Below are 23,384 nucleotides of genomic sequence, written 5' to 3'. Positions count from 1 at the left end.
GCGTGTCATCTTTACGCTCAACAAATCATTGCGTGAGTTTGGATCGCGCCGCGCATCCAGGGCGCTCCAAGCCGACGCTTTAATCTCACGTCGCTTGTATGAGCATGGGTTGTTCTTGATCCGCTTCATCGACTACCCCTCGCTCTTTAGAACGCCGCGAATTTTTGTTAGGGTCATTGTCGCTTTACAGTGAGCAGTTTTGCGGCGCGATTTCCCATTCTTTTTCGTTAAAAATTCAGTTGAACCATCCCCTCTTACTGTAAAACTCTTCACCGTTCCATTCTCGTGCCGTTTCCAATGCTTTTCGTCTCCAACGGCCTCATACACCCAGTCAAAGCAGCTATCGACCTTCGCAAGTTCGTTTGCGACTGCCAAGGCAGAAAGAAATCTGTCGTTTGGATCTGGCTTTAAGCACTGAATGACAACACTTTTCAGCCGGTTGGGTATATGTTCTGGGAACAGTGATCGGCTTGGATAGGTCCCCTTTTCAAGTGCTCCTACAAAAGCCTTTCGGTCGCCTCCAAACGCATCGAACTGCTCTCTGACAGAAGCTTCACCACAGCACATCCTGTAAAGCGTTAGGCCAAACTGATAAATGTCGTGCTGCAAGTTGAAAGGTGGTCCAATCACTCTTTCTGGCGGGGCTATAGGCATATAGAACTGGTCCTGCCAAGCCTCTCCGGCGTACATCTGTTTAGCAAGACCAAAATCCGAGATCAAAGCCTCGCCGCGTTCTGACAGTAGAATGTTGTCAGGTTTGATGTCGAAGTGGATCAAGCCTTTCGAGTGGATATTGTGTAGACCAGACAAAAGTTGGCACGATATTCTAACAATCTCTCGCACCGTAAGATTGCGAGATGCCATCAGCGATCCCAACGAACCGCCTTCATAGAATGGTAGCGCGATGTAGACGTATTCGTCATCTTCGCAGGAGTAGAGAACTGGAACGACGTTTTGATGCGCAGTCGCATACAACGCCTTAGCTTCATCGAAATATTCAGCGGCAGAATCCAGTTTTGCCTTTGCGATTCTCTTCATAACGATTTCAGCGCCTAGCTGGACATCTTCAACAACATACGTGGTTGAATTCTTACCCTCTTGGCCAATCTTGCGGATTTCGTGCCACTCAACCTCGGCTTTTTTGTGTGGCTTAAGCATTTTGTTCAGCTCCAAGTGCACACAGAACGGCTTCTCTTTCTTCTTTGGACATATTTTCCCAGTCATCGACATCGAAGGCGATGTCGCCATCAATCATCGGCTTCAGGTCTGTTCGAGTTCGGCCCAAACGCGATGCAATTGATGAGATATGACCAACATAGTAGCCTTTGAGCGGGCTACTCGCGAAGGCCTCGATAATCACTCCTTCAATCTGAAGCCTCTGGATGTTCATACGTTGTGAATTTGGTTCAGTGGCTCGGATGCCAGCCTGCTGGACATCATATTCACGGATTATGTCCAGAAAGTTACTCCGGACATACTTGAGCGCATCGGGTGTATCAAATGCCAATGGCACAACTATCTCATCAAGGTTCACGATGTTTCCGTCAGCCGTATCAACTACAGCGTAGACTACGCTGGAGGGTCGGGCCCGGATGCCGATTGTCATCATTTTAATTCACCCTTGCGCAGAACATAAAGTGAACATATGCGCTACTGCTCCAATTGGCAACCTAACCGTGTTCGTACTGTAATACAGTGAACACTGGTCTCTAACTTCACCCGCCAATCAGGCGAGCCAACCTGCGATCTGCAAAACGCAGGGTCAACACTGATCCAATTAGAACAGGCACAAGTAGACCGGCAGCGGCTGCTAGAAGAACGAAGGCTCCGGAAGCCAACGAAAATTCGTCAGTTTGAGCGAACAGATTTAGGCGCAGAAATCCGGCCAAGTACAACGCGCTGACTCCCAGAAGAGCGAGGTGAACGACCTCCAAAGGTTCGATCATATTGCGGCGCGCGCGTTCCAGTGCTGCGCGGCGAAGTTTCTTCCATTGGTCGCTTGGTTTTTGCATTTGCCTACTCCCTTACGAGTTCGATCCATGTGTGAACGTCATCATCCGTTACTTCCCGCCCCTCAACTTGTGACTGGTACCAGCGCGCGACGATTGCCCCGCGTTTTTCACTTTTGATCTTGATACCGGCACCCTCCAGGTACTGATCAAGTGACGTCTCGATCCTCTTCAAAGCCTCAAAATCGTGACCGACGCGGATCGACTGTGTGCCTAGCAGCAACCAGGCAACGTCGACTTCGTATCGACCGTGCATCTTGATCAGCGCTTCGATTGGGATGCCGCGCTTACCCTTCTCATAACTGTGATAAGCCCGATGTGAGACACCGATCGCTTCTGCCATCGCAGCCTGCGAAACGCCTATTTCGCTGCGTGAGATGGCCAGGCGCGCACCTACTTCCACGAACATATCAGCATCTTCTTGCACCATGACGACTTCCCAATTGACGAAAGCGCAATTTTGTATCAACATCGCACAAAATGACGCATATTTTCGTTTGAATCCATCTGAGCACGTCAGAAGGTACCAAACAAGCGATTCCATGCGTACGCACGATTCAACTCAAGCGGAAAAGGATGACTAATATGGCAGAGACCGACAAATCCGACAGCTCGCAAATCCTCGGCCTTGGAAAAAAGCCATCCGAATGGGTCGAGCTGATGGCAGATATGGGCATCGACATTTCAGAACGTACTTTGCGCGAGAGGGCAAACGAGACAGGCGCTTTTTACCGCCTAGGGCGCACGATGCTGATCACGCCCGCGCAGATAGATACGATTTTTGAAGGAGGCCAGGCATGCCGCTCCAAATCTACAAGCGGGGTCGCTTCTACTGGGCTAAGGGCTGGGTCGAATACAACGGCAGGCCAATTGCAGGCCCATACCGGCGAAGCACTAAGGCATCTACAGAAGCGGGCGCACGGGACTGGATAAACCGCGAGACCGAGCTTCAGATACGTCGCCATGTTGTTGGCGATGAACCGAGTAAGACGTTCTCGGACGCGATTATGCTCTACAACGCCTCCCCCAAGACGGCGAAGCAGTTGATCCCGATTGTTGAAGAGATTGGTGACATGCCTCTGGGTGCGATCTCTGGCGCGCTTTTGAAAGGTCTGGGGCCGAAACTGAAACCGAAAGCCTCCACCGATACGTGGTGGCGCGAGATCGTGACGCCTGCAAGTGCGGTGATCAACAACGCGCACGAGCTGGAAGGTACCCCTCTGATCCGTGTGAAGCCCTATGACAAGTTTGAGCGGATCGCTCAGGATAAGCGGCGTGGGAAGATCAGCCGCGTAGAACGCAAGCCTGCCGATAAAGAGTGGATTGAAGCCTTCTGCCGCGCCGCTGATCCTTACAACGCTGCGCTGGTGCGCTTCATGTTCGAGACGGCGGCGCGGATCGATCAGGCTGTCTCGATTGAGCCTGACGATCTGCGCCCCGCCGAGAACACGGTCAGGGTGAAGGCGCAGAAAGGTCATCCGGAAAGCTGGATCACGGTATCGCCTCAGATGATGGGCGAGCTGCTGGCATTGCCGCCAAAGCGTCCCAAGAACCGCAAGACCGGCAGGTTCATGAAACCGCGCGTGTTCGGTTATGGCAGCTCGACCGGTTACAATACGCGCTGGAAAACGATCTGTAAGAGCGCTGGCATCCCATACCTCTCGGCACACCCCGCAGGACGCCATGGCTTCTTCACTGAATTAGTCGTCCGTCAGGGAGTTGATCCTGTCACCGCCGCCAAGGCCGGGCGCTGGTCCGACCCCAATTTGCCGATGCGCATCTATGCCCATGCCGAGACGGATGAGGCCGATGTCAGGGCCCGTTTTCGTACAAACCATGTACAGGAAGACCCTGTACAAACAACCAAACAACAGAAATCAAAGAAGGAATAGCGCTATGAACAGTTCCCTCCTAAGGGGCAGGTTGCAGGTTCGAATCCTGCCGGGGTCGCCATCGTTTGCGAAGCAATAACAGCATTGGCAAATTGGCGACCTACAAACTCAAACGCCGAATTCCCCCTCCGATGTTGTCGCGGACGCGTGAGCTTTGTTGAAAGCTGCCATCCTTTTCGTTTCGGATACTCTGCTTATGTCGGAAGTGCAGGGCCAACATACCTGCAGCGTTGTTAGGAAAGGACTTTGTCATGAACAGTTTCACCAAGAAAGTCGCCCTCGCGGCCATAACAGTCACGATGTTCAGTATCGGTGCATTGCAGGCGAAAGCTGGAGATCATTATTCGATTGGAAAATATGCTCACGGCGGCATTGTCGTGAAACAGTTAAGCAGCAAGGGCTACATTCAGGGCTACACGCCTAAGCACGTGGAGAAACCGAAGGCCAAACATCGCGCTCACCGATCGCGCAAGTTTCACCGGAAGCACGTAAAACGTTTCAACCGGCACCATCGTCGGAGTAAATTCGGTCACGCGCGTTCTTTCCGGTACAAGTATCGGCATTGACAGCCATGGGTTGTCAAACGACCAAGTGCAAGCACCTCGGCCAGTCGCTGCAAATGAAACAATCCTGGCAACTGGAAACAGAGAACGTGAGCAGTTTACGAACCCGGCGGCTCGTCGACCCGGGACGAGTCAGAAAGGGTTTGTCGCGAAAGGGAGAAGCACGTTTCGCTTCATATCTGGAAATCTGGTCGGGCTGAGAGGATTCGAACCTCCGACCCCCTGCTCCCGAAGCAGGTGCGCTACCAGGCTGCGCCACAGCCCGACCGGTTCATTGGGCTTAGCGCTCTCGCAAGAATTTGGCAAGGCGGCCTATTTAGGGCGTTTGTCGCGGCGTAAAAACGGTGAAACCCGCGGCGTGGTCCCGGTTTCTGGACGTGATCGGGTTCGTAGAACGGGCTGTTCGGAACCCGGAGCCTTGCTTTCACGCAACACGATGAACAGGCCGCTGGCGATGATGATCGCGGAGCCAACGATCGTAGCAGTATCCGGCACCTCGCCAAAAAACAAAACGCCGTAAAAGCTGGCCCAGATGATCTGGGAATATTGCATTGGTGCCACAATTACGGCTTCACCTGTGTTGTAGGCTGCGATCAGGAAACGCCCGGCCGTCCAGGCCAGGAGCGCGATGACGCCCAACTTGCCCAGGTCGACAAGCGGGAGCGGTTGATAAACCAGTGGCAGAAGCGATGCCATGACCACGAAATTTGCCATCATCGGGTATAACATGATCACAACCGCGCGTTCTTCACGTCCGATTTTGCGCACGATGATAGATGCGATTGACCCACAGATCGCGGAAATCAAAGCCGCCAAATGGCCAAGTTCCAGATCAGCACTACCGGGTCTGAGAACGACCAGAACCCCGGTGAGACCAACGGCCACGGCGATCCAGCGTCGCAGCTTTACTTTTTCACCCAGGATCGGAATGGCGAGGATCGTGATGAGCAATGGCGAGGCAAACAAGATCGCATAAACCTGTGCCAAGGGTAGCACCGAAAACGCGTAAAATGCGCAGAAGCCGGTGATGACGGCGGCGATTGTTCGACCTGCCATCCACCACGGATGCTTGGGGATCAAGGTCCCTGGTGTCGCGTCGCGCAGCAGGTAAAGCATGGCAAGCGGAAAGCTGAACAGGACGCTGAAAAACACGATTTGAACGGGCGAATATGAACCGCCCAGAACTTTGATGATGACGTCATGGCTTGCAAAAATGCCAAAGGCCAAGAGAGCGAACAACGCGCCTTTTGTATTGGGGGTCATGTCAACCTCGCTTGGAATTTTTTGGTCCGTTAATTGCGTGCGATCCGAGCCTGAAATGCGTCGAATTCGCTTTGCACTACGCGGTAGTTCTGTTTTGTCATCTTTGGTGCTGAAAGAGCAGCGTAAAAACTCTGGGCACGGTCGTTTGTGCCATCTGTTGCCCAATCAAGCCGGGTACAGCCTTCACTGCGCGCCACGTCAATCAGCGCGGACAACAACGCTCTGCCAACGCCTTTTGATTGCGCATCGGGGGTAACAAAAAGCTCCTTCATCACCAGTGATATGCCCGCGCCAGCCGGGAAACTGAACCCCCAGGTGGCAAACCCCACGGCGGTTTCGCCATCAAAGGCCAGGTGGCAGGCCATGTGTCTTTGAGCGATCAGTAACGAGATGACACGCGCTTCCTGGCTCAAGGTTGCGGGCGAGATGGCATAGTGCTCCAGACACGCCCGGTAAAGGGTCAGGAATGCCTCGGCATCCCGCGCCTCAAACGACCGGACGGAGACGCTCACAAGCTGGCGTCAAGCGCATTCAAAATGGCGTCGCCCATATCCGTTGTGCTGATCGGTGTGCCGCCTTCCTCACCCATCAAATCTGCGGTGCGCGCGCCATCTGCCAGAACCTGTTCAATGGCGGCTTCAAGACGTGCGGCTTCATCGCCCTGATCGAAGGAATAACGCAACGCCATGGCAAAACTCAGAAAGCAGGCGATCGGGTTGGCCTTGCCTTGTCCCGCAATATCGGGTGCAGAGCCGTGCACGGGTTCGTAAAGCGCGCGCGGGCGTCCGGCGTCCGTCGGGGCACCAAGGCTCGCCGATGGCAGCATACCCAGCGAACCGGTCAGCATGGCCGCGCAGTCCGACAGGATGTCACCAAAAAGATTGTCCGTCAGGATCACGTCGAATTGCTTGGGCGCGCGTACGAGCTGCATGGCCCCATTGTCCGCATACATGTGCGAAAGGTCGATATCCGGGTAGTCCGCGTCGCGTACCTTCTGCACCACTTCACGCCACAGAATTCCGCTTTCCATGACATTGGCTTTTTCCATCGAACAAACCTTTTTGTTCCTGCGGCGGGCCAGTTCAAAGGCGGAGCGTGCGACGCGGTCAATCTCGCCTTCTGTATAGCGCTGGGTGTTAATGCCAACCCGTTCATTGCCTTCTTCGAAGATGCCGCGCGGCTCGCCAAAATAGACGCCCGAAGTCAGTTCGCGCACGATCATGATGTCGAGGCCTGCAACGATATCCTTCTTGAGCGAAGAGAAATCTGCAAGTGCGTCAAAGCATTGGGCAGGGCGCAGGTTTGAAAAGAGGTCCATTTCCTTGCGCAGACGCAACAGACCGCGTTCGGGTTTCACGCTGAAATCAAGATCGTCGTATTTCGGCCCGCCCACAGCGCCGAGCAGAACGGCATCCGCGGCCAGCGCTTTGGCCATGGTGTCATCGTGCAGGGGCGTGCCATGGGCGTCATAGGCCGCACCGCCGACCAAATCTTCGCTGACGTCAAATGCCAACCCGCGTTTGTCACCAAACCAGCCAATGACCCGCTTGACCTGTCCCATGACTTCCGGGCCGATGCCGTCGCCTGCGAGGATAAGAAGGGTGGGATTGGCCATGGTCATGTCTCCTGCAACTAAGTGTCGCGAGCGGCCTACCGCGCAGCCCGGGCAGGGTCAAGAAGCCGGATCGGAGAATGCAGCCACAGTTGCTAGTTCACCTGGCTTACCCTTGCTTGCTTAGGGGTCATCCCGGTCCAATTCTGAAAGGCGCGGTAGAATGAGTTCGGATCGCGGTAGGCCAGCAAATAGGAGATTTCTTCCACGCTCATCTCGCCTTGCGCGAGATAGGCTCTCGCCAGATCGGCGCGTGTCTTGTCCAGAACGCGGCGGTAGCTTTTGCCCTCTTCATGCAGGCGTCGTTGAAGGCTGCGCCGGCTCATGTTCAGACGTGAACAAACATCATCAGCCGAGGCGCGCCCGGTCGGCAGCAGATCCCGCAGTACGCCTTCGACCCGTTCGGTCGTTGTGGCGGGCGTGATGGTGCGGGCCAGCAGCCTTTGCAAGGTGGGTTCAAAGTCTTCCCAAAGTGCGTCGCTGGCAGAAATCAGGGGTAGTCCCGCATCTGGCGGACGCAGCACCAACTCGGTGTTCTGAGATACTTCGGGGGCTCTTCCGAAATAGTCCACGAGCCGGTCATGCAGGCGACCGGCGTCAGGGCCCTTGACCGAAACGGGTATGATATTCTCGGACGTGTAGACACGGGCAATCTCAATAAAATAGATCAGTTCAAAAAGCCGGAAGCTTTCAGGCATGAACAGGCTTGAATCTGACGGCTCGAAACTGATCGAAAACCCTTCTGCCACATCCTTCAGCACAAGTTTGATCGGTGCCACGAGCGGTTTGAAGAGGGCCAGTCGTTCCAGTCCTTCACGCAGCACCGGGCTGCTTGTGAATGCGATCATCGGTGAATTGCAGGGTCTGCTGGCGGCAATCTGCGCTAGGTGCAGCGGCATGTCATCGCGATTTGTTTCTGCTGCTAAGGCTTCCCAAAGTGCGAGGAAAATGCGCCCGTCGACGCCCGTATCTTCACCTTCAAGGTAGTCGCGTCGCAGGCCGACCCGGCGCAGGATGTTTTCCTCCGAAACGTCCAGCAACCGACACATCAATCGGGTTTGCTGCGCAGCTGGAAAGAGAGGTTTACGGCTCATTGGGCTATTTCTGAAGAGGGCATCGGCAAGCTATATGGTAAGCGCTCCATGAATATGCCACGCTGACAAAGGGGATTGGCGCAATTCGTTACCCAAATGGCGCGAAATGCAAGCCAATTGGTGAAGTGCCGGAGTCGCAATGACGGCTGTGATCTGGGCTTTCGGAGCTAGAAAATCATGCCAGGTGACCGAAAACGTATCGCTGTAGAGAGTTTCGGAGGTGTGGTGTTGATCCTCCTGATGCTGCCTTTCATTCAATATGCCTTGCTTGCGGGCGCAGAGGGTATGGCCGGAAGCGATCAGGCGGATAACCGGTTTTTTAGCGCAGATCACCGCATGAGCAATCTCGCGATCTTTGGCCATATGGTTTTGGGCGCGCTGTTGGCCGCGTTCATTCCGTTGCAATTGTTCTCGCGAAAACGCTGGCCATTGATGCATCGGTGGTTGGGGCGGGTATTGTGTTTCGCGGCGCTGCTGACTTCTGTCGGCGGCCTCGCCTTCATTGTGATCAGAGGCACCATTGGCGGAGTAGCGATGGATGTGGGTTTTGGCGTTTACGGCCTATTGCTTGCCTTATGCGCCGTGCAGGCGTTGCGCCATGCGCGTGCCGGGCGATACGGGGCTCATCGGCATTGGGCCCTTCGATTGTTTGTGCTTAGCCTGGGATCCTGGCTTTACCGTGTTCACTACGGTGTCTGGTATGCTTTGACGGGAGGCGCCGCCTCCACAGCGGCATTCGATGGTCCTTTTGATCTGGTTCAGAATGTCGCTTTTTATCTTCCTTATCTTATGGCCCTGGAAATCTGGTTGCGACGCCGTGGCCATCGCCCTTAGCGGGTCAGATCAACCCAGACCAATCGATGGCGGCTGGCAAGGGCGACTGTTTGACCAAAGGGTGAATTCGGATCAGGCCAAAGCACGCCCGCATCAAGCACGCGCCAATCCCGAGAGGGTAGAACATAGTCGACCCGTAGATTGCCGGGAATGGGGTCATCCCAGTCTACCGTGTCAAAAGGGTCGCCCGATACGAGGGCGCTTCCGTCGCTTTGGGGCCGGGGGTCCTGCAACCGGGCGTCGTTCAAAATTCCGCGAATGGCCTCTTTGCGGCCCTCTCCGTCACGACGATCCTGGTTGAAATCGCCCAATAGAATGAACTGTTCCTCAGGGGCGGGGCCAAAAATACCATCAAGATATTGCTGCCAAAAAACGATCTCATCGTGATTGCGTCTGCCGTTTCGATCCTCCGGTCCGTCGAATACCGGCGGGCTGGCGTGGAATGTCATCAGCGAAAGACGACCCGCTTCAGGCAAATCAATGGGGACAACCCAATGCGCGGTTGTGGGAAGCCTCTGGATGGCCTGTGCCGCCTCCGAAGGAAAGGGTCCGTCTTCGGTTTCGGGCAGCAGAGCGCCGGGCATGTCGCGCCACAAAAGTGCCGAGAAATCTTGAACCTCTTCGATCACGATCGGATGGCGAGAGAGGATCGCAATACCACCCTGGCCGGAGAATTGCCCGTAACCCTGCGCATCACGCGGCTCGCCGAGCCTGCCATTGCCGTCCATGTCCAGGCCAGTGGGCATGCCGGTGTTGGGGCGCTCTGCGAACCGATGAGGGTAGTCGATACCGCGCGCCGAAAGAGCTTCGACATAAGCCCCTAAGGCTGCACCCGTCAGATCATAGTCAAATCCTTGCAGAACCAGAATGTCGGCGTTTGCTTTCGCGATCACTTCAAGTGTTGCGTTGATCTGCGCGTCTTCGCCTCTCACGATGTCCCGCAGCAGCAGGCCGGGGCCTTTTCGCTGAAGCTCAGTGTTGTACGTCGCGACCCGCAGATTTTCAGCAAAGGCTGACGTGCCAAGCAGCGCAAGTGTTGCCGCGATCAGGCCGTCTGAAATTCGATATCTTCGGCAGCACTTTGATAGGCGCGTCGGCGCTTTTCCTGGATCATGCTGGCGATCCGGCTCAATGCAATGCCACGCATGATCATGCTGGCGGGAAGGAAAGCCCATGCGGTCATCGTCCAGATAAGCGTTTGCGGATCCTGTAGTGAAATCGGGTCTACCAGATCGGACGTGGCCTTGACCACTGCGGGAATGACAAAGGGAAGCAGAAATCCGAAGGCGATGTTGAACCGCGCGTCACGTTGCAATCGCTCCAGCACATCGCCACCCGTTGTCGGGTCAAACCGTGGAAGATTTACCCATACGTTGAAGGCGCCCTTTCGCACCGGCCATCCCCAAATCCGAACCGAGGCAACAAATGCTATCATTGCAATGAGGGAAATCAGATAGGATATGCCGGCGGCCGAACGGACCCGTCCGATAACCTCCGTGGAGGCGTCATAGGGGAGCATCAACACGATCAGCCGTACTGGCGAATAGGGAAAATCAATGGCGTTCCCGATGATTGTACCGACGGCCATGATGCCCTGACTGAGCGTTGTCGGTTCCGCCTTGCCTTGCGCGATTGCCGTGAGAAGGAAAACCGTGACGAACAGAGCCACGAAACGCATTCTGTTGAATGGCGCGGCGTCTCGGAATTCAACAATGCTTGGCGCATTGGAATTGTATTCAACGAAGGTAAGAAAAGCGGCCAGAAGCGCTATGAGCACCACAATCTGGGATTGGTCGGAGGCAACATCCGGTAATAGCAATGCCGGCATTGCGATCAGCAATGCGACCAGCAGTCCGCGCATAACCGCGCCTGACATTCGTACGATCATTCGTTTCTTCCCTTCAAACTGGCCAGGAGCGATACAGTGCCGCTGCCTTGTTCCAACTTGATGCCACGGGGGCGCGGCTGTGCCTCAATCCTGCCCCATTCGTGACATCATTCGTCATAGTCTCGCAAGTGTCGTGGTTAACAAAAGCGAATGCATTGGGCGTTTTGAGGGAACAGGTGGTGCCATCTTGCATCAATACTGTGGCAAAAAACTGGCACCACACAACATATAGTGGGCGCTGCTGAGGCGCCCACTACAAAGAAGTTATTTGTTTGTCATTGTCGCTGAAACGGCAACCTGCGGTTTCGAAGTATCAGACCCAAGGACGGGCCTGGGACGCCGATCTCTCGTAGGTATCGATCGCTGCTGCTTTCTCCATCGTCAGGCCGATGTCGTCCAAGCCATTCATAAGGCAGTGCTTTTTGAACGGGTCCACATCGAAACTGAAAACCTCTCCGTCCGATGTCGTGATCGTCTGGGCATCCAGGTCAACACTCATGCGCGCATTGGATCCCTTCTCGGCATCCTTCATCAGAATGTCCACCTGTTCCTGAGGCAGGGCGATCGGCAGAATGCCGTTCTTGAAGCAGTTGTTGAAGAAGATATCCGCGAATGACGGCGCAACCACACATCGGATGCCAAAGTCCTTGATAGCCCAAGGCGCATGTTCCCGGCTTGAACCGCAACCGAAGTTGTCGCCAGCCACGAGGATTTCCGCGTCCCGGTAGGCGTCTTTGTTGAGGATGAAATCGGGGATCTCCTTGCCGTCGTCATCATAACGCATCTCGTCAAAGAGGTTCACGCCAAGCCCTGACCGTTTGATCGTTTTCAGGAACTGCTTGGGGATGATCATATCGGTGTCGATATTGATCATGGGCATCGGTGCCGCGATCCCGGTGAGCGTCGTGAATTTATCCATTGGTCAAACCTCCGTTTTCGGCGGGCGACTTGCGTGCACACCCTGTACACCGCCCGTACACCAACCGGTGTACATCCGCAGTGTCGATGGCCGTCTGATGCATTATTTGGGGGGAAGTTGCAACGCCTGCCGCCGGATCAGAACATGTCGCTGAAAAAAAATTCGGCGGCACCAAAGCGCCGCCGAACAGAGTTTTAGAAGTGCAAAACCTTAGGCTGCTTTCTTGCGGCGGCGCATAACGCCGAAGCCCGCAAGAGCTGTGCCCATCAGCAACATGCCCGCTGGCAGCGGTACTTGTGAAACAGCTGTGAACGTAGCATAGAGCTGCGCTGGGTTGTTCGAGTTCTCCTGTGTCAGGAAGTCGGTCACGATTGTGGACCCACCATCTGTCGAGAAACCCAGAACCTGGAACACATAGTCCACGCCGCCGAGGCTGAACGCTTCCGCGCCTGCAGCTGAAGACACACTTACGATGTCGTCACAGATAGAGACGCTGCCTGGGCCACAAGGTGCAGAGTTGGTCGTTTCATCATGCGAAAAGGAAAATACGCTGCTGATGAGTGGACCGCCGCCGCCGATTTGAATGTCGACGTTCAGGTTGGCCGTATCAAGGGTCGTTCCTGTGATCGGAAAGTTCAGGTGGTTGAAGTTACCAACGACGAACTGCGTGTCCGCAGCAAGACCCAGGATAGGTGTCGGTGCGTCGGTGAAATCATACCCACTCTGGCTAGCTCCGGTGCCCCAACGCATGGATGATGTCGGATCACCGTTATTCACGGTAACACCACCAGGAACCACGTCGTTCCAAGATGAGTCGATTCCGGTGATATCGAGAGTTGCAGCTGTTGCACCAACTGCTGACATCGCGAGCGTGATTGCCGTTGCTGTCGTTATTGTTAGTTTTTTCATAAATTGTACCCCCTAGAAAGGTATGCGCCAAAAGCGCGACTTGAAAATAGAAGAGTTATAATAGCACTTTAAAAACTACACGCACTGAAATAACTCTCCAACGCGTTATGTGCCCGTTAACAAGCACACGAGAATGTTATTAACCAATTATTCACAATTTTGCAATTTTAAATCCGAGAAAAGTGAATTTGAGTTCGGATTCACATTGATAGGCTGCAAGGTCAATCCGGCATTCAATTTAAAGGCGAAACCCGTCCAGAGTTCCGCCTTTTATGAGTCGAATCGACGCCTATGACATCACGTCGCGCACGTCCGTGAGCTTGCCGGTAATTGCCGCTGCTGCCGCCATTGCGGGAGACATCAGGTGCGTGCGTCCGCCACGACCCTGACGCCCCTCGAAGTTGCGGTTCGACGTGGCCGCACAACGTTCGCCGGGCTGCAATTGATCGGGGTTCATGGCCAGGCACATGGAGCACCCCGCCAGACGCCATTCAAATCCGGCTTCCTTGAAGATGTCCGCCAGGCCCTCTTCTTCGGCCTGGGCGCGTACCAGGCCTGAACCGGGCACGACCATGGCGCGCAGCCCGTCTTTCTTTTTCTTGCCTTTCAGGATTTCAGCGGCAGCGCGCAAGTCTTCGATCCGACCATTGGTGCAGGAGCCAATGAAGACGGTATCGATTTCGACCTCGTTCAGGGGGGTGCCGGGCGTCAGGCCCATGTAATCGAGCGAGCGTTGGGCAGCCCCCACCTTGCCGCCTTCGAAATCCTCGGCCGCGGGCACGGTGGCGGTGATCGGCAGAACATCTTCGGGGGAGGTGCCCCAAGTCACAACCGGCGCGATGTCTTCGCCCTTGAGGGTGATCACCTTGTCCCAGGTGGCATCGTCATCAGAATAAAGTGTTTTCCACCAATCCATTGCGGCTTCCCACTGGGCACCTTTCGGCGCGTGGGGCCGGCCCTTGCAATATTCAAAGGTCTTTTCATCCGGCGCGATCAGACCGGCGCGCGCTCCGCCCTCAATCGCCATGTTGCAGACGGTCATGCGACCTTCCATCGACAGATCGCGGATCGCCTCGCCGCAATATTCGATCACATAGCCGGTGCCACCTGCAGTACCGGTGGCACCGATGACGGAAAGGGTGATGTCCTTGGCGGTGACGCCGGGGCGCAACTTGCCAGTGATCTCCACCTTCATGTTCTTGGATTTCTTCTGGATCAGCGTCTGGGTGGCCAGCACGTGTTCAACTTCGGATGTGCCGATCCCGTGGGCTAACGCGCCAAACGCGCCGTGGGTCGCGGTGTGGCTGTCGCCGCAGACGACGGTCATACCGGGCAGGGTCCAGCCCTGTTCGGGACCGACAATATGCACGATGCCCTGACGGACGTCAGAGACCGGATAATAGTGGATGCCGAAATCTTTGGCATTGGTATCGAGGGCGGCCACCTGGATCGCTGAATCTTCGGTCATGTTGGAGGGATCTTCGCGCCCCGGCGTTGTCGGCACGTTATGATCCGGCACAGCAATGGTTTTTTCGGGTGCGCGCACCTTGCGGCCTGTCATCCGCAGACCCTCGAAGGCCTGCGGGCTTGTCACCTCATGCACGAGGTGGCGGTCGATATAGAGCAGGCAGGTGCCATCGTCGGCTTCGTGGGCGACATGGGCATCCCAGATTTTGTCATAAAGCGTTTTGGGGGACATCGGTCCTCTCCCGTAATTTGGAATTGATCAGGTGGGCTGCTGTGCGTGGCTATAGTCGCGCAAGCACAGCACGCGTTGCCCCGAAGAAGCGTTCGCGCAGACGCGCGCGGTCATCCATATCAAAGACACGGTTCATGGCGTGGAGATACAATGCCATCGGCACTGCCGCAAGGGTTGTCGGTTAGGACGGTCTGTGCCAATTTCGACCAAAAGGAGCAGAAATGGAGGTAGAAGACGAAGCCTTTGCCGCGGCGATGATGTCCGTCGACGAAATCTGGTTCCTTTTCATCAGTTTTATTCAAAGCGTTCTGACCCCGGGATGGCGGCAGAATCAGGTTCTGATCGTGATCGGTCTAGCCGTGGCTTGTTACTGTCTGCATATCGTTTCCGGCAGAATGATCGAAAACCGGGTGCGCGCGCGGGAAGGCTGGTCCAAGTTACAGCTGCGGATGATCGTGCAGGTCAAACGCCGCATGGGGCTGATCTGGTTTGCCGTGCTTGCGGGCGGGCTGTATATGATCATGCAGCAGATCACCTGGCCGTCGCGCTCTTATTTCATTGGGCTTGCAGCGACATTGGCGGCGGCATGGACGGGGATCGGATACGCCACCCGGCTGGTCCGCAACCGCACAATGCGACGGTTGGTGACCTGGGCGTTATGGATCTACGTAACGCTCTATTTCGTTGGTGTGTCCGATGAAGTTAGCACATTCCTTGATGACCTGGCGCTGGAAGTAGGTGAATTCCGCTTCTCCGTCCTGATGCTGATCACTGCGGCTGTGGTCATTGGGGCGCTTTTCACCATGGCGCGTGTGGTCAGCGGGGTCACGGCGTCGCGCATTCGCAGCAACGAAGATATCAGCCCGTCGATGCAGGTGCTGACGGTCAAGGCGGTGCAGACAATCCTCTACGGCTGCGCCTTCTTTATCGGGATCAAGGCGGTTGGCATTGATCTCACCGGGCTTGCCGTTCTCTCCGGTGCGATTGGTGTCGGCCTTGGTTTCGGGCTTCAGAAGGTTGTCTCGAACCTGGTCTCCGGCGTGATCATCCTGCTCGACAAATCCATCAAGCCCGGCGACGTGATTTCACTGGGCGAGACCTTCGGATGGATCAACGCCTTGGGTGCGCGATACGTCAGCGTCGTTACCAGAGATGGGCGTGAGTATCTGATTCCAAACGAAGATCTGATCACCGGACAGGTGGTGAACTGGTCGCATTCAAACGATTTTGTGCGCCTCGACATCTTTTTCGGCACCTCCTACGGCTGTGATCCGCATCTTGTGCGGAAACTCGCGATCGAGGCGGCCACGGATGTGGACCGGGTTCTGTCACACCCCAAGCTGCCGGTTTGCCATATCGTCGGCTTTGGGGACAGTTCGGTTGATTACATCCTGCGGTTCTGGATCAAGGATCCGACCGGCGGGCTGACGAATATTCGTGGCAACGTTTATCTGGCTTTGTGGGACATTTTCAAAGAGCACGATATCTCCATTCCGTTCCCCCAGCGGGAAGTGCGGATGCTGGAAGATGCGGCAGACAGCGGTTTTCACGGGACGTCACGTTAACATATCCGCAACCGTCTTATTGAAAAGTCAAATGGGTATTGTTACCCTTAAACCACCCCAGCGCCGGGGGTCGGTCGGCGCGTTCAAAGGAGGACGATGTCCTGTCTATCCACGCTGACGCAGCGGATGCTGCTCAAATCGGGTCTGCGGTAATGCCTGCCGCATCCAACATTGCCACAAGCGAAAAGCTCCTGGCGACCATCCTTTCAACACTTCAAGACCTCAAAGCCGAAGATATCGTGCAACTTGATCTGCGCGGCAAAACGGAGATCGGCGACTATATGGTGATCTGTTCGGGGCGTTCTACCCGGCAGGTGGCTTCGATCTCTGAAAAGCTGGCGCAACAGGTCAAGGACGATTTCGGGCTTTCCGCGAAGATGGAAGGCAAGGACACCGGAGACTGGGTTCTGATCGATACAGGCGATGTGATCGTGCATGTGTTCCGCCCGGAAGTGCGCGAGTTCTATCAGCTTGAGAAGATGTGGCAGCCCATGGACGGACCGGAGTCTGCGGCCAACTGATCAATTTCCGTTGGTGGTAAGCTCATGCGTGTTCACATCGTTGCGGTTGGACGGCTGCGTGCCGGGCCGCAAAAACAGCTCATTGATGACTATCTGACGCGCCTCAATCGGACGGGCCGCAATCTTGGCCTTGGGCCCGCGCGGGTTGTGGAGGTTGATGACCGCAAAGCGTCGGGGATGGCTGCGGAGGCTGACCTTCTGCGTCGTGCCGTCCCTCAGGGTGCGGTGATGGTCGCACTAGATGAGCGTGGCCGCGTTGAATCTTCGCGAGAGTTTGCAGATCGTCTGGCAGGGTGGCGCGATGCAGGACGGGCGGATTTGGCGCTGATCATTGGTGGGGCCGACGGGATTGCCCCGGAATTGCGGGCCGAGACAGCGTTTCAGCTGTCATTTGGGAAAATGGTCTGGCCGCATATGCTGGTGCGGGTCATGCTGGCCGAACAGCTTTACCGCGCAGCCTCAATCCTGTCTGGTGCGCCTTATCATCGCGACTGAACGGGTTTGATTTCGGTCAAGGAGCGCCCGTTTTTGGTGCCCGCGATCCCGGTTCCGTTTCAGGTCTAGCGCAAAGTGACGATTGACGCCTTCTGGTTCCAGCCGCCCGGCAGTTCACGGGCCTGAACCTGCACTTGCGTCGTGCCCTCCGGAATCTTGATGCCTGACAGGGAGCGGGTGAAGGGTTGCTCTTCCACATGAGGATGCGCCAGTTCACGGATCGCCAGTTGATTGCCTTGCATATCGAGAACACGCCAGGCATCGGCGTAGTGGTCCCACCCGGTATCCGGATGAGAAATTGTCACGTCAAAGCGCCAACTGTCTCCTGTACGCTTTGCTTTGACATTTTCGATGCGTGGAGGTTCTGCCCAGGCCGGCAGGGCGAGGGCCACAAAAAGCAAAGTTAAAAATCTCATATCACAATACCATTCACACGATTTCGGCGAGTTTCCGCGTAACTTAATGGTTCAGGAGGATTTTGCGAGAGTGAGATGCAAATTCTCTGCGCCAAATGACCGTAACTGTGGTCAGGGATGCGAGTATGAGTGGAATTGACCCTGCAAGCCACGCGGCAGAGGCGAGTGCAAAGTAGATCGAGCGCAGCCCGCGATTAACACCTTTTGCAGCTGTAATATTGATATGAGCGGCCTGATCTGCGCGAATCTTGGCTTTGGGATGATCCGGATCGTTTGGCACCGCAGCCATCAGAACGGAGCAGTAGCCAAAGAGCCTGTTGGCCCAGACAAATTTCAAAAACGCATTTGTCAGGAAGACCGTCATGACGATGAGTTTGAGCTCCCAGACGATATCGGGGTGATCCATCAAGGTGATGTCCGCCGCCACGCCGGCCAACCGGTCGGCATTCCCGATCAACGCCAGCGCTCCGCCTATGGCAATGACGCAGGTCGAGGCAAAAAACGCCGTTCCCTGTCGAAGGTTTCCCAATATCTGGGCGTCAAAAATACGCGGATCCCGAGTAATCATCTCGCACATCCATTCCCGCCGATACTGCGCCATGATCATGGCGGTGGACAGGTGCTTCTTGGAGGGGTTTTCCACCCAGAAGCCAATGCCCGCCCAAAGGCCGAAGAGCAGCGCCACGGCAAAGAAATCCAGAGGTTCAAACAGGGAGATACGGTCGAGGAAGGTCATGTTCAGACGCATGGCAGGTCCGATAAGGCTTGCCAATGGTTGAAATTGGTAATATTATTTTACCAAATGGAGGGTTCCCTATGGAAATGCCGATTCCTGACGCTGATGTGCTGGCGCGCAAGGGGCGCGTTGTGTCCCGCTTGCAGGCTGTATTGCCGGACGGGGCGGTGATCCATGATCAGTCGGAAACCCGCGCCTATGAGTGCGATGCGCTGACCGCTTACAAATGCCCGCCGATGGTGGCCGTGCTGCCGTCGAGCACGCAGGAGGTCTCGGATGTGCTGCGGATTTGCCATGAAGAAGGCGTGCCCGTGGTGCCACGCGGTTCCGGCACATCGCTGGCGGGCGGTGCGCTGCCCACGGCGGATTGTGTGATCCTGGGCGTTGCGCGCATGAATGAAGTGCTGGATACCGATTACGAGAACCGCACGATCCGGGTACAGACGGGCCGCACAAACCTGAGCGTGACCGGGGCGGTCGAGGAAAACGGCTTTTTCTATGCGCCGGACCCCTCCAGCCAGTTGGCCTGTGCCATTGCGGGCAATATCGCCATGAATTCCGGCGGCGCGCATTGTCTGAAATACGGGGTGACCACCAACAACCTGATGGGCGTGACCATGGTCATGATGGATGGCGAAATCGTCGAGATTGGCGGGGCGTATATGGACAGTGCGGGCCTTGATCTGCTTGGTCTGATCTGCGGCTCGGAAGGGCAATTGGGTGTGGTGACAGAAGCGACGCTGCGCATTCTGCCGAAACCGGAAGGTGCGCGCCCGGTGCTGATGGGATTTGACGACAATGAAGTTGCCGGTGCCTGCGTCAGCGACATCATCAAGGCGGGCGTTTTGCCGGTGGCCATCGAATTCATGGACCGGCCCTGCATCGAAGCGACGGAGGCTTTTGCCAAGGCGGGCTATCCGATGTGCGAAGCGCTGCTGATCGTCGAGGTTGAAGGGTCGGATGCGGAGATTGACCACCAGCTTTCCCTGATCATGGAGATTGCGCGGCGGCATAATCCGGTCGAGTTGCGCGAGAGCAAATCGGCGGAGGAAAGTGCCGCCATCTGGCTGGGCCGGAAATCCGCGTTCGGCGCGATGGGACAGATCAACGACTATATGTGTCTGGACGGCACCATCCCGGTCAGTTCGCTGCCCTTTGTTCTGCGCCGGATCGGCGAGATGTCGGAGGAATTCGGCCTGAAGGTCGGCAATGTGTTCCACGCGGGCGACGGCAATATGCATCCGCTGATCCTCTTTGATGCCAACAAACCCGGCGATCTGGAACTCTGCGAGGCATTCGGCGCGGAAATCCTGAAGCTCTGCGTCGAGGCCGGGGGATGCCTGACCGGCGAGCATGGCGTGGGGATCGAAAAGCGGGATCTCATGAGCTACCAATATGCGCCGGACGATCTGGAAGCGCAGATGGCGGTGAAGGACGTTTTTGACCCGCAGTGGCTGCTGAACCCGGCCAAGGTTTTTCCGCTGTCGGCTTCCGAAACACGCCGCGCCGTTGCCATGGCCGCTGAATAGTGGCGGAACGCTGACGCCGCCCAGATTGACCAAGGGAACCCCATGACACCTGATACAGAAGCCGCGCTTGCCGAAGCGATCAAATCCGCCAGCGGACCTTTGGCCATTGAAGGCGGCGGAACGCGCGGTTTGCAGCCGAGGGGCGAGCGCTTGTCGGTTGCTGGCCTGACGGGCATATCGCTTTACGAGCCGGGCGCTTTGACCATCGTTGCGCAGGCGGGCACGCCGGTTACCGCGATCAATCAGGCGTTGGCGGCGGAAAACCAGCGTCTGGCCTTCGAGCCTATGGACCATCGCAAGCTGCTGAATACATCGGGGGAACCGACAATTGGCGGCATCGTTGCGGCGAATGTCAGTGGTCCGCGCCGCATTCAGGGCGGTGCTGCGCGCGACTATGCCTTGGGCGTTCGTTTCGTGGATGGCACCGGCGCTATCGTCAAAAACGGTGGGCGCGTCATGAAAAACGTGACCGGTTATGATCTTGTGAAACTGATGAGCGGGGCGCATGGCACGTTGGGAGTGTTGACAGAAGTGTCGCTGAAGGTTCTGCCGCGGCCTGAAACCCAGGCCACATTGATGATCCGCGGGCTCGATGATGCGCAGGCGGTCCGGGCGATGGCGGCAGCCATGGGCTCCCCTTTTGAAATCACCGGTGCCGCGCATTGCGCCAACATCATGGAAGGCGGCCCAGTGACCGTTCTGCGTGTGGAAGGTTTCGAGGCGTCTGTTTCTTACCGCATTGACAGGTTGAAGGACCTTCTGGCCGATTTTGATGCCGAAATGACCGTCGGCGATGCCAAAATGTCCGACTGGCTGTGGCAAAGCGTCCGGGATGTGGAGCTTTGGGCGGATGTGCCCGAAGACATCTGGCGCATTTCCTGCAAGCCAACGGACGCGCCTGCGCTGATGCGCCGGTCAGGGGCCGTGGCGTGGTATTTCGATTGGGGCGGCGGGCGTATCTGGATGCGCATGACGCAAGGCGCGGATTTGCGCGCGGCGCTGGGGGTTTTTGACGGTCATGCGACGCTGGTGCGGGCCGCGGCAGCTACGCGCGCGGCTTTGCCGGTTTTTCATCCGGAAGCCCCCGGTGTTGCAAGGCTCAGTGAAGGGTTGCGGGCGCGGTTTGATCCGCGCGGTATCCTGAACGCGGGACTTATGGGCCCTGTGGCCAGAGAGGTTGCCTGATGCAGACGACATTCAGCGAGGCGCAGCTCAAAGACCCGGGCATTCAGCGCAGCAATGAGATTCTGCGCTCCTGCGTGCATTGCGGGTTTTGCACCGCGACCTGCCCCACCTATCAGGTGTTGGGCGACGAGTTGGACAGCCCCCGGGGACGCATTTACCTGATCAAGGACATGCTGGAGAACGACCGCGACCCGGACGAAAAGACGGTCAAACACATCGACCGTTGCCTCAGTTGTCTGGCCTGCATGACGACCTGCCCGTCGGGCGTGCACTACATGCATCTGGTCGATCACGCGCGGGAGTATATCGAGCAGCGATACAAACGCCCCCTGACCGACCGGGCGCTGCGCTGGATACTGGCGCGCATTCTACCCTACCCGATGCGGTTCCGGCTGGCGCTGGCAGGGGCAAAACTCGGGCGACCCTTTGCCCGCTGGATGCCGGATGCGCGCCTGCGGGCGATGCTGGAGATGGCCCCCAAAACCATCCCGCCGGTCAGCCCCAACGATGATCCGCAAAGCTTTGCACCGCAAGGTGCCCGCAAAAAGCGGGTGGCGCTGATGACCGGATGCGCCCAGAAAGCGCTGAACACCGATATCAACGATGCCACGATCCGCCTGCTGACCCGTCTGGGCTGCGAAGTGGTTGTGGCCGAGGGCGCGGGCTGTTGTGGCGCGCTGACCCACCATATGGGCAAGACCTCCGAAAGCCATGCAACGGCGGCCCGGAACATTCGCGCCTGGGCGGCGGAAATGGACGGGGACGGGCTGGACGCCATCGTCATCAATACCAGCGGCTGTGGCACGACCGTCAAGGACTACGGCCATATGTTTCGCAATGAGGCGCTGGCAGAGGATGCCGCGCGCGTCTCCGCCATCGCGGTGGATGTCTCTGAAATCCTGATGACGCTTGATCTGCCGCCGAGTGAAGACCGCGAGGTGGTCGTGGCTTATCATGCCGCCTGTTCCCTGCAACATGGCCAGCAGATCAAAACCTTTCCAAAAGATCTTCTCAGGAAAGCGGGCTACACCGTTGTTGAACCCTCCGATCCGCATCTGTGTTGCGGATCAGCGGGAACATACAATCTGATGCAGCCGGAGATTTCCCAAAAACTGAAAGACCGCAAGGTGCGCAGCTTGCAGGACAAAAATCCTGATATCATCGCTGCTGGCAACATCGGATGCATGATGCAGATTGGCTCTGCGTCGAAAGTGCCGATCGTGCATACGGTTGAATTGCTGGACTGGGCAACCGGCGGGCCCAAACCGCCAGCGCTTGGCGAGAGGCCCCAGAGTCCTGCGCCCGTGCCCATGCTCCGTTAACGAATTGGCGACGGTCCGTTAACCAAAAAGTCGCCAATCGGGCGGGTTGCGCCCTATTTCTGCCGTATCTGATGCGTATTTCTGTTCGCATCAGATCGAAGGAATTTTTGAGTGCAAAAGTGGTTGGTATGGATTGGATTGGCGGTGCTGACGACGACCGGCGCCATTGCAGAGGATGCGCGTCTGAAATCGTTGGAAGACGGTATTGATGCGAGCCCCTGGGAGGCCGTGGGCCGTTTGGACATTGGCGGCAACGGATTTTGCACCGGTGCCCTTATCAGTCACGACCTTGTCCTGACCGCCGCGCATTGCCTTTTTGACAAGGCTTCCGGCCAGAGGATCAACCATGAAACCGTCGAATTTCTGGCAGGCTGGCGCAACGGGCGTGCCTCTGCCTACCGCCAGGTGCGCCGCGCCGTATTGCATCCGGAATACACCTACGACGAAGACGTGTCTTCATCGCGGGTCCGCAACGACATTGCACTGCTCGAATTGGCGCGGCCCATTCGGAACACAACGATTGAACCTTTTGATACCGCGTCAAGACCCCGCAAAGGGGACCGCGTCGGGGTAGTCAGCTATGCGCGGGACCGCTCTGAGGCACCATCCTTGCAGGAGGTCTGCACCGTGCTCGCGCGCCAGCAAGGTGTGCTTGTGACATCCTGCTCAGTTGATTTTGGATCGTCCGGCGCGCCAATTTTCACCTTCGACGATGGCAAGGCGCAGATCGTCTCGGTCGTTTCCGCAAAGGCGGAAATGAATGGTCAGAATGTATCGCTGGGGACGGCCCTGGGCGCGCCACTGGATTTTCTGCGCGCCGAATTGCTTGCCGGTAAGGGCGTTTACCAGGAAAGCGCACCCATTGCTGCGCGCATCGGCGTCGGAGAGGGGCGGTCCTCCTCCGGTGCCAAATTCGTAAAGCCGATGAACTGA

Annotated in this window: 25 protein-coding genes and 1 tRNA gene; 10 read left to right on the top strand and 16 right to left on the bottom strand. The window is 56.6% G+C overall.

The genetic code is table 11. The features are described 5' to 3' along the window. Nucleotides 1–132: 132 nt before the first annotated feature. The 3 genes from Q0802_RS20675 to Q0802_RS20665 form a co-directional block, all read right to left on the bottom strand. Nucleotides 133–1,158 carry a serine/threonine-protein kinase gene (locus Q0802_RS20675; protein WP_298921736.1) on the bottom strand — a complete coding sequence of 342 codons (1,026 nt, stop codon included), beginning with the start codon at nucleotides 1,156–1,158 and terminating at the stop codon, nucleotides 133–135. Beyond that, entirely contained in the window at nucleotides 1,151–1,609 is a 459-nt protein-coding gene (locus tag Q0802_RS20670; RefSeq protein WP_298921735.1) for a hypothetical protein, read from the bottom strand. The genes Q0802_RS20675 and Q0802_RS20670 overlap by 8 nt, the downstream gene beginning before the upstream one ends. A 407-nt stretch (nucleotides 1,610–2,016) precedes the next feature. Next, entirely contained in the window at nucleotides 2,017–2,439 is a 423-nt protein-coding gene (locus Q0802_RS20665) for a helix-turn-helix transcriptional regulator (RefSeq protein WP_298921734.1), read from the bottom strand. A 367-nt stretch (nucleotides 2,440–2,806) separates the two neighbouring features. On the opposite strand from Q0802_RS20665, the gene Q0802_RS20660 reads away from it, so the two are divergent. Further along, entirely contained in the window at nucleotides 2,807–3,901 is a 1,095-nt protein-coding gene (locus Q0802_RS20660) for a tyrosine-type recombinase/integrase (protein WP_298921733.1), read from the top strand. 251 nt (nucleotides 3,902–4,152) lie between these two features. Beyond that, complete coding sequence (locus Q0802_RS20655) at nucleotides 4,153–4,467, top strand: hypothetical protein (protein WP_298921732.1); 315 nt, start codon at nucleotides 4,153–4,155, stop codon at nucleotides 4,465–4,467. Between the two features lie 185 nt (nucleotides 4,468–4,652). Here Q0802_RS20655 and Q0802_RS20650 read toward each other — a convergent pair. The 5 genes from Q0802_RS20650 to Q0802_RS20630 form a co-directional block, all read right to left on the bottom strand. Next, a tRNA-Pro gene (locus tag Q0802_RS20650) sits at nucleotides 4,653–4,729 on the bottom strand. A gap of 47 nt (nucleotides 4,730–4,776) precedes the next feature. Beyond that, nucleotides 4,777–5,727 (bottom strand): DMT family transporter, encoded by a 951-nt coding sequence (locus tag Q0802_RS20645; protein ID WP_298921731.1) that lies wholly within the window; start codon nucleotides 5,725–5,727, stop codon nucleotides 4,777–4,779. Between the two features lie 29 nt (nucleotides 5,728–5,756). Then, nucleotides 5,757–6,239: a GNAT family N-acetyltransferase gene (locus tag Q0802_RS20640; RefSeq protein ID WP_298921730.1), complete on the bottom strand. Its 483-nt coding sequence runs from the start codon at nucleotides 6,237–6,239 to the stop codon at nucleotides 5,757–5,759. Beyond that, nucleotides 6,236–7,342, bottom strand: coding sequence for a 3-isopropylmalate dehydrogenase (leuB, locus tag Q0802_RS20635; RefSeq protein ID WP_298921729.1), 1,107 nt, complete (start codon nucleotides 7,340–7,342; stop codon nucleotides 6,236–6,238). Before leuB ends, Q0802_RS20640 begins: the two co-directional genes overlap by 4 nt. Nucleotides 7,343–7,434: 92 nt before the next feature. Further along, entirely contained in the window at nucleotides 7,435–8,433 is a 999-nt protein-coding gene (locus tag Q0802_RS20630) for an AraC family transcriptional regulator (protein ID WP_298921728.1), read from the bottom strand. A gap of 177 nt (nucleotides 8,434–8,610) precedes the next feature. Here Q0802_RS20630 and Q0802_RS20625 point away from each other — a divergent pair, with 177 nt between their 5' ends. Further along, nucleotides 8,611–9,267, top strand: coding sequence for a DUF2306 domain-containing protein (locus Q0802_RS20625; RefSeq protein ID WP_298921727.1), 657 nt, complete (start codon nucleotides 8,611–8,613; stop codon nucleotides 9,265–9,267). Here the strand turns inward: Q0802_RS20625 and Q0802_RS20620 are convergent. From Q0802_RS20620 to Q0802_RS20595, 6 genes are all read right to left on the bottom strand, one after another. Then, nucleotides 9,264–10,265, bottom strand: coding sequence for an endonuclease/exonuclease/phosphatase family protein (locus tag Q0802_RS20620; RefSeq protein ID WP_366523345.1), 1,002 nt, complete (start codon nucleotides 10,263–10,265; stop codon nucleotides 9,264–9,266). The genes Q0802_RS20625 and Q0802_RS20620 overlap by 4 nt on opposite strands. A gap of 47 nt (nucleotides 10,266–10,312) precedes the next feature. After that, entirely contained in the window at nucleotides 10,313–11,155 is an 843-nt protein-coding gene (locus tag Q0802_RS20615; RefSeq protein ID WP_298921726.1) for a hypothetical protein, read from the bottom strand. Between the two features lie 313 nt (nucleotides 11,156–11,468). Next, nucleotides 11,469–12,074 (bottom strand): 3-isopropylmalate dehydratase small subunit, encoded by a 606-nt coding sequence (gene leuD, locus Q0802_RS20610; protein WP_298921725.1) that lies wholly within the window; start codon nucleotides 12,072–12,074, stop codon nucleotides 11,469–11,471. 210 nt (nucleotides 12,075–12,284) lie between these two features. After that, a complete protein-coding gene (locus Q0802_RS20605) occupies nucleotides 12,285–12,983 on the bottom strand; it encodes a THxN family PEP-CTERM protein (protein ID WP_298921724.1) in 699 nt (232 codons plus the stop codon). Nucleotides 12,984–13,272: 289 nt separating this feature from the next. Then, nucleotides 13,273–14,682, bottom strand: a complete 1,410-nt coding sequence (gene leuC / locus Q0802_RS20600) for a 3-isopropylmalate dehydratase large subunit (protein WP_298921723.1) — start codon at nucleotides 14,680–14,682, stop codon at nucleotides 13,273–13,275. 49 nt (nucleotides 14,683–14,731) lie between these two features. After that, nucleotides 14,732–14,839: an isopropylmalate isomerase gene (locus Q0802_RS20595; RefSeq protein WP_298921721.1), complete on the bottom strand. Its 108-nt coding sequence runs from the start codon at nucleotides 14,837–14,839 to the stop codon at nucleotides 14,732–14,734. 97 nt (nucleotides 14,840–14,936) lie between these two features. Between Q0802_RS20595 and Q0802_RS20590 the strand changes: the two genes are divergently transcribed. The 3 genes from Q0802_RS20590 (at nucleotide 14,937) to rlmH (ending at nucleotide 17,263) form a co-directional block, all read left to right on the top strand. Beyond that, nucleotides 14,937–16,247, top strand: a complete 1,311-nt coding sequence (locus tag Q0802_RS20590; RefSeq protein ID WP_298921759.1) for a mechanosensitive ion channel domain-containing protein — start codon at nucleotides 14,937–14,939, stop codon at nucleotides 16,245–16,247. A gap of 152 nt (nucleotides 16,248–16,399) precedes the next feature. Then, a complete protein-coding gene (rsfS, locus tag Q0802_RS20585; protein ID WP_298921720.1) occupies nucleotides 16,400–16,768 on the top strand; it encodes a ribosome silencing factor in 369 nt (122 codons plus the stop codon). Between the two features lie 24 nt (nucleotides 16,769–16,792). Beyond that, nucleotides 16,793–17,263 carry a 23S rRNA (pseudouridine(1915)-N(3))-methyltransferase RlmH gene (rlmH, locus tag Q0802_RS20580; protein ID WP_298921718.1) on the top strand — a complete coding sequence of 157 codons (471 nt, stop codon included), beginning with the start codon at nucleotides 16,793–16,795 and terminating at the stop codon, nucleotides 17,261–17,263. A 65-nt stretch (nucleotides 17,264–17,328) separates the two neighbouring features. Here the strand turns inward: rlmH and Q0802_RS20575 are convergent, their stop codons facing one another. Beyond that, nucleotides 17,329–17,679 carry a hypothetical protein gene (locus Q0802_RS20575; RefSeq protein WP_298921717.1) on the bottom strand — a complete coding sequence of 117 codons (351 nt, stop codon included), beginning with the start codon at nucleotides 17,677–17,679 and terminating at the stop codon, nucleotides 17,329–17,331. Between the two features lie 43 nt (nucleotides 17,680–17,722). Next, on the bottom strand, nucleotides 17,723–18,427 hold the full coding sequence (locus Q0802_RS20570; RefSeq protein WP_298921716.1) for a DUF599 domain-containing protein: 705 nt from the start codon (nucleotides 18,425–18,427) through the stop codon (nucleotides 17,723–17,725). A 68-nt stretch (nucleotides 18,428–18,495) separates the two neighbouring features. Here Q0802_RS20570 and Q0802_RS20565 point away from each other — a divergent pair, with 68 nt between their 5' ends. From Q0802_RS20565 to Q0802_RS20550, 4 genes are all read left to right on the top strand, one after another. Further along, nucleotides 18,496–19,944 carry an FAD-linked oxidase C-terminal domain-containing protein gene (locus Q0802_RS20565; RefSeq protein ID WP_298921715.1) on the top strand — a complete coding sequence of 483 codons (1,449 nt, stop codon included), beginning with the start codon at nucleotides 18,496–18,498 and terminating at the stop codon, nucleotides 19,942–19,944. A gap of 42 nt (nucleotides 19,945–19,986) precedes the next feature. Further along, nucleotides 19,987–21,129, top strand: coding sequence for an FAD-binding protein (locus Q0802_RS20560; RefSeq protein ID WP_298921714.1), 1,143 nt, complete (start codon nucleotides 19,987–19,989; stop codon nucleotides 21,127–21,129). Then, nucleotides 21,129–22,451 (top strand): glycolate oxidase subunit GlcF, encoded by a 1,323-nt coding sequence (gene glcF, locus Q0802_RS20555; protein WP_298921713.1) that lies wholly within the window; start codon nucleotides 21,129–21,131, stop codon nucleotides 22,449–22,451. The genes Q0802_RS20560 and glcF overlap by 1 nt, the downstream gene beginning before the upstream one ends. 111 nt (nucleotides 22,452–22,562) lie before the next feature. Further along, nucleotides 22,563–23,384: a trypsin-like serine protease gene (locus Q0802_RS20550; RefSeq protein ID WP_298921712.1), complete on the top strand. Its 822-nt coding sequence runs from the start codon at nucleotides 22,563–22,565 to the stop codon at nucleotides 23,382–23,384.

Origin of the sequence: uncultured Roseobacter sp. (assembly GCF_947495275.1) — a bacterium.
In the GTDB taxonomy this organism is placed as follows: domain Bacteria; phylum Pseudomonadota; class Alphaproteobacteria; order Rhodobacterales; family Rhodobacteraceae; genus Roseobacter.
This window is presented reverse-complemented; position numbering and strand designations above follow the sequence as displayed.

Bases quoted from the DNA above. Each gene is read 5' to 3' on its own strand.
- Q0802_RS20675 (WP_298921736.1), bottom strand. From the start codon at position 1,158: ATGCTTAAGCCACACAAAAAAGCCGAGGTTGAGTGGCACGAAATCCGC.
- Q0802_RS20670 (WP_298921735.1), bottom strand. From the start codon at position 1,609: ATGATGACAATCGGCATCCGGGCCCGACCCTCCAGCGTAGTCTACGCT.
- Q0802_RS20665 (WP_298921734.1), bottom strand. From the start codon at position 2,439: ATGGTGCAAGAAGATGCTGATATGTTCGTGGAAGTAGGTGCGCGCCTG.
- Q0802_RS20660 (WP_298921733.1), top strand. From the start codon at position 2,807: ATGCCGCTCCAAATCTACAAGCGGGGTCGCTTCTACTGGGCTAAGGGC.
- Q0802_RS20655 (WP_298921732.1), top strand. From the start codon at position 4,153: ATGAACAGTTTCACCAAGAAAGTCGCCCTCGCGGCCATAACAGTCACG.
- Q0802_RS20645 (WP_298921731.1), bottom strand. From the start codon at position 5,727: ATGACCCCCAATACAAAAGGCGCGTTGTTCGCTCTCTTGGCCTTTGGC.
- leuB (WP_298921729.1), bottom strand. From the start codon at position 7,342: ATGGCCAATCCCACCCTTCTTATCCTCGCAGGCGACGGCATCGGCCCG.
- Q0802_RS20630 (WP_298921728.1), bottom strand. From the start codon at position 8,433: ATGAGCCGTAAACCTCTCTTTCCAGCTGCGCAGCAAACCCGATTGATG.
- Q0802_RS20625 (WP_298921727.1), top strand. From the start codon at position 8,611: ATGCCAGGTGACCGAAAACGTATCGCTGTAGAGAGTTTCGGAGGTGTG.
- Q0802_RS20615 (WP_298921726.1), bottom strand. From the start codon at position 11,155: ATGATCGTACGAATGTCAGGCGCGGTTATGCGCGGACTGCTGGTCGCA.
- leuD (WP_298921725.1), bottom strand. From the start codon at position 12,074: ATGGATAAATTCACGACGCTCACCGGGATCGCGGCACCGATGCCCATG.
- Q0802_RS20605 (WP_298921724.1), bottom strand. From the start codon at position 12,983: ATGAAAAAACTAACAATAACGACAGCAACGGCAATCACGCTCGCGATG.
- leuC (WP_298921723.1), bottom strand. From the start codon at position 14,682: ATGTCCCCCAAAACGCTTTATGACAAAATCTGGGATGCCCATGTCGCC.
- Q0802_RS20595 (WP_298921721.1), bottom strand. From the start codon at position 14,839: ATGGCATTGTATCTCCACGCCATGAACCGTGTCTTTGATATGGATGAC.
- Q0802_RS20590 (WP_298921759.1), top strand. From the start codon at position 14,937: ATGATGTCCGTCGACGAAATCTGGTTCCTTTTCATCAGTTTTATTCAA.
- rsfS (WP_298921720.1), top strand. From the start codon at position 16,400: ATGCCTGCCGCATCCAACATTGCCACAAGCGAAAAGCTCCTGGCGACC.
- rlmH (WP_298921718.1), top strand. From the start codon at position 16,793: ATGCGTGTTCACATCGTTGCGGTTGGACGGCTGCGTGCCGGGCCGCAA.
- Q0802_RS20575 (WP_298921717.1), bottom strand. From the start codon at position 17,679: ATGAGATTTTTAACTTTGCTTTTTGTGGCCCTCGCCCTGCCGGCCTGG.
- Q0802_RS20570 (WP_298921716.1), bottom strand. From the start codon at position 18,427: ATGCGTCTGAACATGACCTTCCTCGACCGTATCTCCCTGTTTGAACCT.
- Q0802_RS20565 (WP_298921715.1), top strand. From the start codon at position 18,496: ATGGAAATGCCGATTCCTGACGCTGATGTGCTGGCGCGCAAGGGGCGC.
- Q0802_RS20560 (WP_298921714.1), top strand. From the start codon at position 19,987: ATGACACCTGATACAGAAGCCGCGCTTGCCGAAGCGATCAAATCCGCC.
- glcF (WP_298921713.1), top strand. From the start codon at position 21,129: ATGCAGACGACATTCAGCGAGGCGCAGCTCAAAGACCCGGGCATTCAG.